Genomic DNA, 13,449 nt, shown 5'->3' with positions numbered 1-13,449 from the left:
ACCATTTTTTGTAGGGAGGATTTCCTTTGTTGGAGGAAACGTAGAAAACTTTTCAATTCTTCCGTCCAAGTGGCATATACATATAAGCGATCTTGTAATGAGAAGGAGGATTGCTTTGGACGGAGTTACGTTATATGATATCTTCTTCATCGTGGCGACAGAAATCATCTTGCTTGCGACAGTGGTGCTTACCTTACTTTGGGTCATCCGGGCACGGAAGGAAAAGGTTCATTTTCTACTTGCATTTATCATTATTGCTTTTCAGCTTGTATGGAATGTCGCATCCAACTATTTCATGATGACCGCGATTTTGATTCCAGGTGTATCGGTGGTTCTGATGCTGACCTGGAGGCTTTTCATCCGGGATGAATACACGAAAAGCCGGTTGTTCAGTGCTGCGCTTCTGCTACAGGGTATCTGGTTTGTTTTGTATATCGTCGTGCTAATCGAAAACTGGTTCTATGTTGCGTGACCGGAAGGGGTAGTCTTATAAGTCCTTTTTTAAGTGAAATTACGCAATAGTGAAGAAGTGGAATCTTGTTAAATCAATGTTTCTGCTTTTTAATATACATTTAATTTCGGCTTAATTAACCCTTGTATAAGAAGTTTTCTTTCCTATTCTTTGAACTATAAACAACAAAGCAGTGATCCCAATTTTCGGGATGCACTGCTTTGTTTAGGTATTTTACGCACTCATCATAAGTTCGATAACTTCTTATCAGTGGTTACATTAATATCTGCATAATCCTGAACCCTTTCGATTTTACCAACTAAGAAAATGTAGGACAGGGCTCCAGCAAAGGCTATACAAGCAATAAAGGTAAGTGCAGGTGCAAAGTCACCGCCCTTTGCCAGGAAGCCAATTACAATCGGTATAATAATTGATGCTGTACCACCAATGAAATTGAAGGTACCTCCAGCAATCCCAATCAACCTTTTTGGGGCAAGCAATGAAACAAAAACCCAGGTGATTGAAGCGAAACCGTTTCCAAAAAAGGCGATACACATGAATAAAATAACTAGATTAGTATTGTCAACGAAATTCGCTCCAATGATTGAAGTGGAAAGCAATAATCCTGATATTACCGGAACTTTTCTTGCAATATCTGCAGATACTCCTTTTTTAACAAGGAAATCAGATAGGAAACCTGCTAGTAAAACGCCGACAAATGCCGCTAAGAATGGTAGGGAAGCCAGAAGACCAGACTTAATGAATGTTAAGCCTCTATATTCAACAAGGTAAGTAGGGAACCATGTTAAGAAAAACCATAGGGTGGAAGCTACTGCAAACTGCCCTAAATATATTCCCCAAAGTTTTTTGCTAGTCAGAACAGCCAAGAAATCTTTTTTGCCTATTTTTCTAACAGGTGAATCATCATTTCCAGAAGAAGATTCAACGATAGCTCCACCTTTTTTGATATAATCCATTTCAGCCTCGTTAATTCTCTTACTATGTTGTGGATCTCTATATAAAACATACCATAGAATGGACCATGCCACCCCTATGATACCTGTTATAATGAAAAGCCCTCGCCAGCCTACTGACTGTTGGAGAAACACTAATGTTGGAGTTAAAAAAGCCAGTCCTACAAATTGACCGGATGTGTAGATGGAGATGGCTCTTGCTCGTTCGTTTTCTGGAAACCAGCTAGCCGCAACCTTACTGTTGGTTGGGAACGCAGGAGCTTCGAACGCTCCAAGCCCGATTCGCAACAAGAAAAAGCCTGAGAAGCCGCTTGCAAATCCCTGTAAAAGCGTTGCGATAGAAAATCCTGCAATTCCGTAAGCGTGAGTTCTACGATTCCCTAGTTTTTCTAAAATCCACCCACCTGGAATCTGCAAAGCACAATAAGTCCAGCCGAATGCAGAAAAAATTAACCCCATACTTACGGAATCTAATCCTAGTTCCTTAGAAATAAAAGGTGCTGCAATGGAAATATTGCTTCGATCCATGTAGTTAATAATTACGGTGAAAAATAGCATCATTACAATTCCGTATCGAACTTGTGTCATTTTCTTATTCACTGTATTCACCTTCTTCACTTGAGGTTTTGTTTTACCACTCCGCGATACTACCGTCCTTGTGTCTCCAAACAGGATTTCTCCAATTATGACCAATCTCCGTCATTTTTTTCACATGGTCCTCATTTATCTCGATTCCCAGTCCTGCGCCATCCGGTATCTTTACATAGCCTTCCTCGTATTTGAACACTTCATTATCAACTATGTAATCAAGTAAATCGCTACCTTGGTTATAATGAATGCCCAGGCTTTGTTCTTGGATAAACGCATTATGGCACGTAGCATCCACTTGTAGGCAAGCTGCCAAAGCAATTGGTCCTAATGGACAATGAGGAGCAGCTGCCACATCAAAAGCCTCAGCCATCGAGATGATTTTCTTGCATTCTGTTATACCCCCAGCATGCGATAAATCAGGCTGAATAATGTCGGCATATCCATCTGTAAGCAACTTTTTAAAATCCCACTTAGAGTACATTCTTTCACCAGTTGCAATCGGAATCGCAGTATGATTCACAATTTCCCGCAAAGCTTCATTATTCTCTGGTAATACAGGCTCTTCAATGAACATCGGTCTGTATGCTTCCAGCTCTTTTACAAGGATTTTGGCCATTGGTTTATGGACCCTTCCGTGAAAGTCAATTCCGATTCCAATATGTGGGCCAACTGATTCACGTACAGTAGCAATTCGCTCTATCACCTGATCAATTTTTTCATAGGAGTCCACATATTGGAGTTCCTCAGTTCCATTCATTTTAACCGCTGTGAATCCTTTAGATACCACATCCTTAGCTGCTTCTCCAACATCGGAAGGACGGTCTCCTCCAATCCAAGAATAAACCTTAATGGAATTTCTAGCTTTTCCACCAAGCAGCTGATGGATCGGGGCGTTATAATATTTCCCTTTAATATCCCAAAGAGCTTGGTCAATACCAGAAATAGCACTCATTAAGATTGGGCCTCCACGATAGAATCCTGCTCTGTACATGAGATTCCAATGATCTTCAATATTAAGTGGATCTTTACCAATCAGGTTTTCCATTAATTCATCAACTGCTGCTTTAACCGTTGCAGCTTTCCCCTCGATTACGGGTTCTCCCCAGCCTACAATGCCTTCGTCTGTTTCTATTTTTAAAAATAACCAACGAGGTGGTACTTGGAATAATTCATAGCTTTTAATTTTCATAGTGAATCGCTCCTTTATAGTTTCATTAGTGGCTGATAGGCATTAAGAACGAATAGCAGAAACAAACGATCTGGCTTTTTGAGTCAATTCCATTAAGTACTTTTCATTTACTTCCTGTTTTGTGTCGACGAGCGAGCTGCCAATTCCGAAACCCACAACTCCAGCTTTTTGGAACTCGGCTATATTATCTAGATTAACTCCCCCTGTAGGTAAAAGAGGGATATGAGGTAACGGACCACGAATATCATTAAAATAACCGGGACCAACACTTGCCGGGAAAACCTTGATAATATCGCCTCCAAATTCATATGCTGTTAAAATTTCTGTAGGGGTGTAAGCTCCTGGTATACTAACCGCACCATATCTTTTCGTCATTTTAATTGTTTCTAGATGAACGGTTGGAGATAAGATGAATTTTGAACCTGCGAGGAGGGCTGCTCGGGCTGTTTCAGGGTCTAATACCGTACCAGCACCTACCAGCATTTCCTCGCCAAGCTCTCGGGAAACTAGTTCAATAGATTCTAAAGCATTTGGAGAGTTAAGTGTGATCTCAATTAATTTGATCCCACCATCCCGTAAAGCCTTTGCAATTTTTAATGTATCCTCTGGCTTAGCCCCACGGACAATGGATATGATTTTATTTTCAAAAATACGAGTAAGCGTATTCATTCTAAACACTCCTTTTTAACGGATTACATCCTCTATATTGGTTTGGTTCATATATACTTCAAGTGTTTCTTTATCTGGAAGCCCTTCAATATCACCATTTACAGTTGCAACTATTGATCCTATCGCACAACCACGCTTTACTGCTTCATGAATAGGCAATCCATCCAATATCCCGGATAATACGCCAGCAGCGAATCCATCCCCAGCACCAATAGGATCAATTACCGTTTCGACCTTATAGGGTTGAACATAATCAGAAGTATCAGAAGTAGAATAGTAGGCCCCTTTTTCTCCTAGCTTCACGATTACCATTTCAGCACCTAATTGTTTACATTCTCTCGCTATCTGTTCACAATCTGTTGACTTGAATAAGTAGTATCCTTCCGAGATTCCTGGAAGAATGATATCGGACTTTGCTGCTATTTCCAATATTGTTTCTCTACCTGTTTTATCATCAAGAAGCGACTTGCGTACATTGGGGTCAAATACGATTTTTTGACCATTTTTCTTGGCAAGCTCTATTGCATGTAAAACGGTATTTTTACAAGAATCACTAAGTGCGGGAGTGATTCCAGTAATATATAGGAACTTTGCTTTGGCTATATAGCTTTCTTCTATATCTGCAGGGACCATTTTACTGGCAGCAGATTGATCTCGGTAATAGAAGACTCTTGAACTATTGATAGTTGTTCTTTCTCTTAAAAACAAACCCGTAGGTGCGCTTTCATCTTCTTTTACAAAAGAAGTGTCTACGCCTTCCCCCCGTATACTCGAAAGGATACGTTTTCCAAGTTCATCCTTGCCTACTCTGCTTATCCAGCCTGTTTGATAGCCAAGTTTCGCTAATCCAATAAGTGTATTTGTTTCAGCACCGGCAACTCTCGAAGTGAAGTTCCGGTTGTAGCGTAATTGACCTGTTTCTTCAGCAGAAAATAGGATCATCGTTTCCCCTAAACTTACAACATCCATATGAACACCTCGTTTCATTAAAACTAACTATTCTCTGCATTTCCAATACTGGTTGCAACGTCTTTTGCGGTGGTAATCAATTTTCCTACGATAAAGTCCTTTTGCTTAATCATCCTTTCTTTTGGACCCGCCACACTGATGGCTGCTTGAATAGTATGGTTGGTTCCATAAATCGGAGCAGCCAGACAGAATAAACCATCTTCATTTTCTTCATCATCTATCGAATAACCAAGCTCATTGAACAATGTTAGCTGCTGTTCCAGTAGCTTTTTGTCTGTGATGGTGTGCTCGGTGATAGGGCGTAATTCAAGACTATCTAAGATAGTAGTCCTTTGTTGATGAGGTAAAAAGGCCAAAAAAGCCTTTCCGAGACCTGTGCAATATAATGGTTTTTGACTTCCAGGCTGTGCGGTAGTACGAATAGAACGGTTGTTGTCAATTTTCGCAACATATACCAGTTCATTCTCTGATAACACCGCCATGAATACCGTTTCTTGAACATCCTCCATCAATTTTTTTAAGTAAGGCAAGCCTTGAGAGGAAATATCCAATGAATCCATAGCAGCGCTGCCAATTTGAATCAGCTTTGGTCCTAACTTATATTTATTATAGGAATCGAGAGAGAGGTACCCCTCATTTAACAACGTTCTAATAAGACCAGAAGTACTGCTTTGTGGAAAAGACAAAGACTCACTAATTTCCTTGATGGTTAAACCATGCTGTTCCTGGCTTAATAATTCAAATACTCTTAAAACTCTTTCTGCAGATTTAACGGACATTTGTTTACTCCCTTTTAAATCACATATATGATATAAAATCCCATATATGATTTGATGATTTAATATTAACATAGGGATATTAAATATCAAGATTTAAATCTAATTTTTCAAAAAATTAAATTAAATAATTATAGAATTAAAATATTCAGAACCCTTTTGTAAACAAACTGAGGGGCTGTCCCAAAAGGTGTAATTACACCGAAATTGAATAAATAGTAAAAGGCAGAAACGTTGATTTAACAACATTTCTGCCTCTTTATTTTTGCGAAATTCACTGGAATAAGAACTTATTAGACAGCCCCTTTCTTTAAGGCTTCTTTAGACTGACGGTCGAATTATTAGCGTTGATGGTTGAATTATCAGCTTGTATGGTCGAATTAATCGTATCCGTGGTTGAATTATACCGATTTCAGCTCTGTTTAAGAATCGATTTTACGTGAATTGTGCGCTATACTGAATGAAACTCGTCTTAAAGGAGATTGACCAGCCCGTGTTTAATAGATTAACGAAGAAAACAAAGGTAGCTCTAGTAGCTTCCATCTTATATGTGATTGTACCGACGGATCTCATTCCGGATTTTATAGTAGGTTTCGGACAGGTTGATGACGCAGCTGTACTGCTCTACCTAGGCAAGTGTTTATACACAGATTTGTTTACCAAGAAATCTCGTCCTGACGTCATAAAAGGTTAGTAGATTAATAGGTAAACAGTTACTTAATCGTTTTCATAAAAAAAAAGCCATGCTCCTAGCCGGTTAGGCTAGAAGGCATGGCTTTTTCCTTTTACTTTTGAGCGTTAATCCAAAGCTTACCTGTTGCTCTTTGTGTTGTAACATTACCATAGCTATCTTCGGCTTTAACCTCAACGACGGCACCTGGTGCTTTTACATTCGTTGTGGCAGTGTAATAGCCGACATAATGTCCTGATGATGTTTCTTTCATTGGTAATTCCGTTGCATTGGCAACGCCTCCTGCATTTGTCAAAGGCATCAAGATGGAGAAGTCTGCGGATAAGCCTGGTTCACTGTCAAATTCGATTTTGACGGATTCCCCATTTTTTAAGACCTTATCCTGATTTGGCACTAAACCAGAGATTTCTGGAGCTGTGAATTTCACATCGATGGAAATGGTTTTCGTGACTGAATTGCCTGCCTTATCAAGAGCGACTACCTTGATTTTATTGATTCCTTCATCAAGTAGAAGGCGATAAGAGAAGGTGTTATCTTTCACATCGGCTTTCTTCCCGTTCACTTTAACTGAATCCAGGTTTTCATCCGAGATGGTACCCTTCACGGTTACCGTTTCGCGGTTTACTTTGCTGCCATCAGTTGGTGAAGTAATGGCGAGTGTTGGCTTTTTCGTATCCAATATCACCGTTACAGGAGCGGATGCCTCAGTTGTGCCTTGGCTAGTCCGTGCTTTTGCAGTCAACGTATTTTCCCCGTTGTTTAATGTGACAGGAACGGAGAAGGTTCCTTCATTCGTAGAATCTGTCGTTGCTACTTTTTCCCCTTTGTTGAAAATATCCACTTTCGTTGTCGGTGCGGATGTACCTTCAACAGTTACTTCTTTTTGATTCGAATAAGAACCGTCTTTAGGAGAGGTGATGACAGGTTCTTTTACTTCGTAATCGACCGTTGCCCGAATCATGTAATTTCCTTCTTCAGTTGGGGCTGGTGACCAAGCACCGCTTACACCCTGCCAGCTTCGTCCTGCATTCGGTCCATCTTCATCTGTAGCTAGACCTGGTGCATTCGGATTGGCTTTTGTTTGGGTATAAACCATAAAGAAATCGCCTTCAACCATGATTCCATGTTCGCTAAGATCAACATGTGTCCATTGACCGTTACGTAAGGCTGTTTCGGTGAAAGGACCTGCGATTTTCTTGCCAGGTGATCCGTCTGTTCCTGAAGCATCATATACGGAAACTTGGAACTCAGTCCCACCTGGGGTAGGCCATGTTGTATCCCAGAAGCGTAAAAGAGCGCCGGTTACATTGGCCGTTTTATTCCCTGAAGCCAAGGACATTTTTACAGCCCAGCTGTTGCCTGCCGCATTATAGGCACGAGCGTTTTCAGCTGTTCCATCATCATACTTGATTTCATCTGGGTACCCGATGAACGGTTTTAGTTCGATATTTTTCGTGCTAGTTTCTTCAGAAATCGTCACGGATGCTTCATTGCCGTAATAAGAAGGAGCCATGACTTTTAACGTGTAATTTCCTTCATAAGCAGTTAGTGAGTACTCACCGTCTGCATTTGTCGTTACTGGTTGGATAGCCGCATCCTCTAGAAGGTAAACGGTAGCACCAGAGACGGGTTCACCAGTAACCTTGTTGGTGATGGTACCATTGATTGTTCCTTTAGGGATTTCTTGAAGAGTAAAGTTAGCTGTTGATGTTGCATCTTGTTCGATGTTGACTGGCGCTGTTTGTGAACGATACCCATATGTTTCTGCTTGCATCGTATACGAGCCTGTTGCATGTGTAAGTTGGTATGAACCATCTTGTGGGTTTGTATATACTGAACGTCCTGTTTCTAAAACACTTACCTGTGCTTGTAATGGAAGAAGCACTGGTGCCGGTTGTTCTTTTTCAGGTTCTTTTTGTTCTTTTTCCATAACTGGCTTGATTTTATCAGGATTGACTTGCGGTTTAGCCGATACCGAAGAATCAGACTTATTGACGCCTAATCCTGCTTTTGCTTTTGTCGTTGGTAGAATCGAAGTATTGGCCAATTTAACATCATCGATATACCAGCCCGGTTTTTGGACGGAACTATCTGATGTGACATTAAAGGCGATGTAGATCCGTTCTCCAGCATATTCGCTTAGGTTTACTTCACCATCGATCCAAGTATTTGACTTATCATTGAAACGGGCAGCTTGGACCCAGTTTGTTTCGTCTGTGGAAATGAAGACATGACCGAAATCATAGTTCCTTTCCAGTTCATACCAGTGCTTGAATTGTAAATAGCTTGTGCCTTCTGGTACATCGACCGGAGGCATGGCTAGGCTCATATTGGCGCTATTTGCATAGTTTCCAGCCAGGTTTGTAGCATAGACCTTCTGACCGGATGCTGCTGATCCAGGTCCGCTTGTCGGAATGCCCCATTCCCAGTTATTGTTTGTGCCATAAGAATTCCATCCAGTTGGATTTTCTTCAAAATCCTCTGTATAGCCCACGCTGATTCCAGGCAATAGCTCAGTGGAATAAGCATCGGAAGTAGTGACGGATCCACCAAAATCGGTTGCAATCCATTTATAAGTGACTGTATTTCCAGTCAGATCAGAACCTGGAATCGTGGCTTCGTACGTTCCAGACTTATAATCACCATTCTTTCTCTCTGCCTTGACTTCAGCCCAGCTTCCGTCCGCTTTTTTGTAGCTGAGTTTAACGGCAGTGACACTTACATTATCTGATACTTCAGCTTGAAGCTTTAGGTTCATTTTTTTATACGAATTTTCTGGTACTTCATGGGAAATGACTGCTGCTTCTGTGTCATCACCAGACTTGGTTACTTGACCTTCGATTTTACCCAGTCCGCTTACAACGGAAGAGACCGCGTCAAACGCGTTTACTAGGCCATAACCATATGCATGATTAGGCGTTGTCGGGTAATTGCTGTCTGTCAAAGGAGTCGCCGTTGTCAGTAAAATTTCCTCAAGTTGGTCAACAGTTAAGCTGGCATTTACCTGTCTTAATAGAGCAGCGACTGCTGTGACATGAGGGCCAGCCATCGATGTTCCATTCCATCCGCCTTCATAGCCTCCACCAGGAACAGCAGAACGGATGTTAACGCCAGGTGCCGAAATATCCGGTTTGATTTCCCCGTATGGAGATGGACCCCGTAAAGAGAAACTTCCGACTACGTTGTTAATGTCTGTTGCACCAGTGGCAAAAGACTCTGGGTAGTTGGCTGGGTTAGCTACTGAACCAGCTCCGCCGGGATTCGTTAATGTCGTATTTCCAGCAGAAAATTCAGGGAAGATTTCAGCTGCTTTCCAAGCTTGTACCATTGGACGGTACCACTCGTCAAGACCAGCTCCGCCTCCCCAAGAGTTATTGACAACATCCGGTGCTTTCTCAGGATGTGGATTACCTGCCGCATCTTTTGGGGCAATTATCCATTCACCGGCTTCCAATAAATCAATATCTGAACCTCCATTTGCAGAAAACGCCTTAACTGCGATGAATTTAGCGCCTGGAGCCACACCGATTTGATTGGCACCATTTGGTTCAGAACCTACCATTGTACCGATTGTGTGAGTTCCATGATCTAAGTCATCATATGGAGAAGCTTGTCCGCTCACCGCATCAAACCAGTTGTATTCATTGTTTGCGACATCCGGGTTCGCAGGGTTATATCCGCGGTACTTGGTTTTTAATGACGGATGGTTCCATTGGACGCCTGTATCGATAGAAGCAATAACGGTTCCTGCTCCATCAATGCCCATATCCCATACAGCCGGAGCCCCGATTTTTTCGATATTCCACTCAATGGAAGATGTGTCTGCTTTGGTTTTACTTGATTTTGGGATTGTAACAGCTTTAGAAGCGACGGTCTTGCTTGCCGGTTTAATAAGCTGTCTTGTTTCATTCGGCATGATTTTATCTACTTCCGGAAGAATGGCGATTTGCTCCATTACTTCCTTCGTGGCTGTTACGGCAATCGCGTTAACGATATAAAAAGATTGAATATCTTTTGCATTGCCGGCTTTTTCTTGCTTTTCTAAGTAGTTCTTGATATCGACTTGTGTTTCAAGAGCAGTAGCACGAAGCTCCGAGACAACACTCGAACGTTTAAGTAACTTTGCATTATTTGCAGATAGTTTTTGAGATTTTGCTGTTTTGGCAGCTTTTGAGGATACGTCCTTGGTGTCTACTTGTTTTTTGAGTTTAACGAGAAAGGTTACCTTTTCATCTTTTTCAAACTGTTTAAGGACCTTAGAGGCCACTTTCTTTTGATTCTTTCCCGCTAACTCATCTTTAGCAGAGGTGTGGAGTTTGTTTGTAGATGCAGCGATGGAGTTCGTTGGAATGATCAGTGATCCAATAAGCATGATGACAAATGCTATCGCTAACCACTTCGTCCTTCGTTTCTTTCGCAAGTTAATTCCCCCTTATTCTATTTTCAAAGAGCAGCACCTTTGGCCAATCTAACAGGTACATTACACCTCCATTCTTTTTAGTTGGCCAGTATGTAGAACACAGATGTTCCCATAATGATAGCAAACAGATGAATGAGAAAAATGTCGGATTATAGGGCGATAAACTCGAATCAGCCAAAATGAATAGTTTGTAGGAACACCGATTCTGGAAAAATAAGGATTAATACCTTCTCCTTTTCACGTAATGGTGGTAAATTATAGAAAAAACATGCTAATTTACGAGTGTCTAAAGAACTTTGCTTGTATGGGATATTGAAAAATGGTAAAAAAATACTGTTTAGTGCAGGTGGAGAGAAGGGTTTCAAGGAAAAACTCCCCATCATAAACAATGGGGAGTTTATATAGAGTATTAAGCAGTTGCATCCAACTTTTTAAGAATAATAGAAGCGTTCGTGTTACCTGCTGCGCCCCCTGTTCCAGTCGGAAGAGTGATAGACGAATTTGTGACGTTTCGTAGGGTGAGAACATCCCCATCAGCTAAGGTGACCAGAGCCTGGCCGGTAATTTCCTGGCTACCTGAACCGGATCCATAAACGGAACCTGGAACCAATGTGTCATTTACTAATAAACCAAATTGGTTAGGTTCTAAAGTCGATACCGAGAAAGTAACTTCGTAGGTTCCTGGTGTGGTAACGGTTATATCGGGTGAACCTGCTGTATGCGTAATACCCGGTGTAATTGTTCCATTTGTATCAAAAGTAACATCCGTTCCAGCAGCCACTGTTTGAGCTGCTGTGTTGTAAATAAATCCGAACTCTGCTAAACCAGTACCACAGTGATTCCAGTAGGTTCAGTAGCACCCATTGGTCCTACAAAGTTATTGGGATGGGTACATGACATGAAATATGCATTTTTTTATAAGTGACCCTTAAACTTCTAAATTTCCTGTTCGTTTGGCACAGGGCCATCTTGGGTACTAATTTATAAAAAGAAAAGAGGAAGATCCATGTGGAACGCAGTCTTATGGGGTGGAGTTTCAGGTTCGGCCGTTTTGCTCGGGGCGCTTATGGCTTTATTTATTCCAATTAAAAAGAAAGCGATCGGTTACATCATGGCATTTGGGACGGGTGTCTTGATCGGGGCAGCCGCCTATGAGCTTTTAGGCGATTCCGTTCGGGATGGGGGAATCATGGCGACGTCTATAGGTTTCATAGCGGGTGCAGCAGTGTTTACCGGTTTGGATTTTCTTGTTTCCAAAAAGGGGGCATCTAAAAGGAAACGCTCCAATCATGCTTATTCGAAGGAAGCGGGGCTGGCAATCTTTATTGGGACCGTGATGGATGCGATACCGGAGTCGATCATGATCGGCGCCAGCTTGATCAGCGGCGGGGCGGTCAGTTGGTTGCTTGTCATCGCCATTTTTATCAGCAACATTCCGGAAGGACTTTCCAGTACGACGGGGTTAGTGAATAGTCACTATTCGAAGAAGAAAATCATGGCTCTCTGGTTTTCCGTATTGATGATTTCGGCCATGTCGTCACTGGGGGGCTATCTCTTCCTCGATCAAGCATCGGAAGCGATGATGGCAGGAATGGCAGCCTTTGCAGGTGGAGGAATCATTGCCATGGTTGCGTCCACCATGATGCCTGAAGCGTATGAAGACTCAGGTCCAATCACTGGAATCTTCGCTTCAGCGGGGCTGCTCGTTTCACTGGTTCTGGATTCGATGTGAGTGTAATAGAATGCGTTTAATAAAATGGATAAGCGTATCCGTACTATTTTAGTTGTCATCAACTCATTTAAAACAGCCACCTCCAGAAAGGAAGTGGCTGTTTTGTTATGGAAGAAACGTCACTGTTGTACGTTCTCTTATTTATGTTCAAGTCCATCTAGAACAATATTAGTTTAAAAAGTCCTTTTTATATCGAAAAGCTAGATATATTCCGGAAGCTATGAAAGCAAGAGAATATTTAAATAAGAAGAAAATTTGCCACATATATTCTTTCGGGAAGATGATGTCGCATAAAATGATTCCATATAGCATAATGAGGGCGCCTTTTAAAGATATTTGAATGGTCCTTTCGTCAGCCGCACCCATTTTTTTATAGAATACATAGATGAGGATCACTCCGACTATAAGCAATACAAAGCTGATACCAATAAGCATATTCCAATTGCCAGTTGATTCATCTGTCCAGGTTTTTAAAGGATAAAAGACTGAATTTGATAGTTCTTCAATTTTCATTTTGTTCACTCCCTTTCACATAAATAAAGATATCGTTTACCTCTACGTTAAAGAAATCAGCTATTCGAAAAGCTAAAACAAGAGAAGGTGAGTAATTATTCTTTTCCATCACATAAATGGTTTGTTTGGATACTCCCACAGCGGCAGCCAATTCTTTTTGAGACAATCTTTTTAAAACCCGGTGTTCATATACTTTATTTTCAACATAATCCTCAACTGCTTTCTTCAAAGTCGTCACCTTCCTTTTTACCATAATCTTACAGTACATTATACTTATAGAAAAGTAAAGTAAACTTATATAAAAGATAAATATTATTATGCAATTTGAGATATAAAAAGTAAAAACGCTTGGGGACCCCAAGCGTTTTTCAATGGAAACTATCATGTTATTTGAGTGTCAAAAAATACATTTATTGGATGTTTGTTGAAACTTTCTTTCAGATTATCCGTATAGCTTATTATCAAAACAAGGAG

12 protein-coding genes are annotated in these 13,449 nt (G+C 41.1%); 3 read left to right on the top strand and 9 right to left on the bottom strand.

Features of this window, described 5'->3' with window-relative positions; translation table 11 throughout:
* Positions 1-115 precede the first annotated feature (115 nt).
* Positions 116-472 (top strand): hypothetical protein, encoded by a 357-nt coding sequence (locus ACQKIC_RS01085; protein WP_427590761.1) that lies wholly within the window; start codon positions 116-118, stop codon positions 470-472.
* A 224-nt stretch (positions 473-696) separates the two neighbouring features.
* On the opposite strand, the gene ACQKIC_RS01080 is transcribed toward ACQKIC_RS01085, so the two are convergent.
* The 5 genes from ACQKIC_RS01080 to ACQKIC_RS01060 are packed head-to-tail and all read right to left on the bottom strand — an operon-like array spanning position 697 to position 5,622.
* Positions 697-2,118 carry an MFS transporter gene (locus ACQKIC_RS01080; RefSeq protein ID WP_427668500.1) on the bottom strand — a complete coding sequence of 474 codons (1,422 nt, stop codon included), beginning with the start codon at positions 2,116-2,118 and terminating at the stop codon, positions 697-699.
* Positions 2,057-3,205, bottom strand: coding sequence for a galactonate dehydratase (dgoD, locus tag ACQKIC_RS01075; RefSeq protein ID WP_427590758.1), 1,149 nt, complete (start codon positions 3,203-3,205; stop codon positions 2,057-2,059). Before dgoD ends, ACQKIC_RS01080 begins: the two co-directional genes overlap by 62 nt.
* Positions 3,206-3,247: 42 nt before the next feature.
* Positions 3,248-3,874, bottom strand: coding sequence for a bifunctional 4-hydroxy-2-oxoglutarate aldolase/2-dehydro-3-deoxy-phosphogluconate aldolase (locus ACQKIC_RS01070; protein ID WP_427590757.1), 627 nt, complete (start codon positions 3,872-3,874; stop codon positions 3,248-3,250).
* A gap of 15 nt (positions 3,875-3,889) precedes the next feature.
* Positions 3,890-4,843, bottom strand: a complete 954-nt coding sequence (locus ACQKIC_RS01065) for a sugar kinase (protein ID WP_427590756.1) — start codon at positions 4,841-4,843, stop codon at positions 3,890-3,892.
* A 23-nt stretch (positions 4,844-4,866) separates the two neighbouring features.
* On the bottom strand, positions 4,867-5,622 hold the full coding sequence (locus ACQKIC_RS01060) for an IclR family transcriptional regulator (protein ID WP_427590755.1): 756 nt from the start codon (positions 5,620-5,622) through the stop codon (positions 4,867-4,869).
* A 457-nt stretch (positions 5,623-6,079) separates the two neighbouring features.
* Here ACQKIC_RS01060 and ACQKIC_RS01055 point away from each other — a divergent pair, with 457 nt between their 5' ends.
* Positions 6,080-6,313 carry a YkvA family protein gene (locus ACQKIC_RS01055; protein WP_427668498.1) on the top strand — a complete coding sequence of 78 codons (234 nt, stop codon included), beginning with the start codon at positions 6,080-6,082 and terminating at the stop codon, positions 6,311-6,313.
* Between the two features lie 91 nt (positions 6,314-6,404).
* On the opposite strand, the gene ACQKIC_RS01050 is transcribed toward ACQKIC_RS01055, so the two are convergent.
* Positions 6,405-10,730: a S8 family serine peptidase gene (locus tag ACQKIC_RS01050; RefSeq protein ID WP_427590754.1), complete on the bottom strand. Its 4,326-nt coding sequence runs from the start codon at positions 10,728-10,730 to the stop codon at positions 6,405-6,407.
* 409 nt (positions 10,731-11,139) lie between these two features.
* Positions 11,140-11,535: a BclA C-terminal domain-containing protein gene (locus ACQKIC_RS01045; RefSeq protein WP_427590981.1), complete on the bottom strand. Its 396-nt coding sequence runs from the start codon at positions 11,533-11,535 to the stop codon at positions 11,140-11,142.
* A gap of 201 nt (positions 11,536-11,736) precedes the next feature.
* On the opposite strand from ACQKIC_RS01045, the gene ACQKIC_RS01040 reads away from it, so the two are divergent.
* On the top strand, positions 11,737-12,462 hold the full coding sequence (locus ACQKIC_RS01040) for a ZIP family metal transporter (RefSeq protein ID WP_427590753.1): 726 nt from the start codon (positions 11,737-11,739) through the stop codon (positions 12,460-12,462).
* 168 nt (positions 12,463-12,630) lie between these two features.
* On the opposite strand, the gene ACQKIC_RS01035 is transcribed toward ACQKIC_RS01040, so the two are convergent.
* Both ACQKIC_RS01035 and ACQKIC_RS01030 read right to left on the bottom strand, forming a co-directional pair.
* Complete coding sequence (locus tag ACQKIC_RS01035) at positions 12,631-12,975, bottom strand: DUF2178 domain-containing protein (RefSeq protein WP_402873601.1); 345 nt, start codon at positions 12,973-12,975, stop codon at positions 12,631-12,633.
* On the bottom strand, positions 12,965-13,228 hold the full coding sequence (locus tag ACQKIC_RS01030) for a helix-turn-helix transcriptional regulator (RefSeq protein ID WP_402873604.1): 264 nt from the start codon (positions 13,226-13,228) through the stop codon (positions 12,965-12,967). The genes ACQKIC_RS01035 and ACQKIC_RS01030 overlap by 11 nt, the downstream gene beginning before the upstream one ends.
* Positions 13,229-13,449: the final 221 nt, after the last annotated feature.

Origin of the sequence: Peribacillus sp. NPDC046944, assembly GCF_050272735.1 — a bacterium.
GTDB lineage: Bacteria > Bacillota > Bacilli > Bacillales > DSM-1321 > Peribacillus.
Note: the sequence above shows the minus strand (reverse complement) of the source record. Positions and strands in the feature narration are given on the sequence as shown.

Bases quoted from the DNA above. Each gene is read 5' to 3' on its own strand.
- ACQKIC_RS01030 (WP_402873604.1), bottom strand. From the start codon at position 13,228: ATGGTAAAAAGGAAGGTGACGACTTTGAAGAAAGCAGTTGAGGATTAT.
- ACQKIC_RS01055 (WP_427668498.1), top strand. From the start codon at position 6,080: ATGAAACTCGTCTTAAAGGAGATTGACCAGCCCGTGTTTAATAGATTA.
- ACQKIC_RS01070 (WP_427590757.1), bottom strand. From the start codon at position 3,874: ATGAATACGCTTACTCGTATTTTTGAAAATAAAATCATATCCATTGTC.
- ACQKIC_RS01065 (WP_427590756.1), bottom strand. From the start codon at position 4,843: ATGGATGTTGTAAGTTTAGGGGAAACGATGATCCTATTTTCTGCTGAA.
- ACQKIC_RS01040 (WP_427590753.1), top strand. From the start codon at position 11,737: ATGTGGAACGCAGTCTTATGGGGTGGAGTTTCAGGTTCGGCCGTTTTG.
- ACQKIC_RS01035 (WP_402873601.1), bottom strand. From the start codon at position 12,975: ATGAAAATTGAAGAACTATCAAATTCAGTCTTTTATCCTTTAAAAACC.
- ACQKIC_RS01060 (WP_427590755.1), bottom strand. From the start codon at position 5,622: ATGTCCGTTAAATCTGCAGAAAGAGTTTTAAGAGTATTTGAATTATTA.
- dgoD (WP_427590758.1), bottom strand. From the start codon at position 3,205: ATGAAAATTAAAAGCTATGAATTATTCCAAGTACCACCTCGTTGGTTA.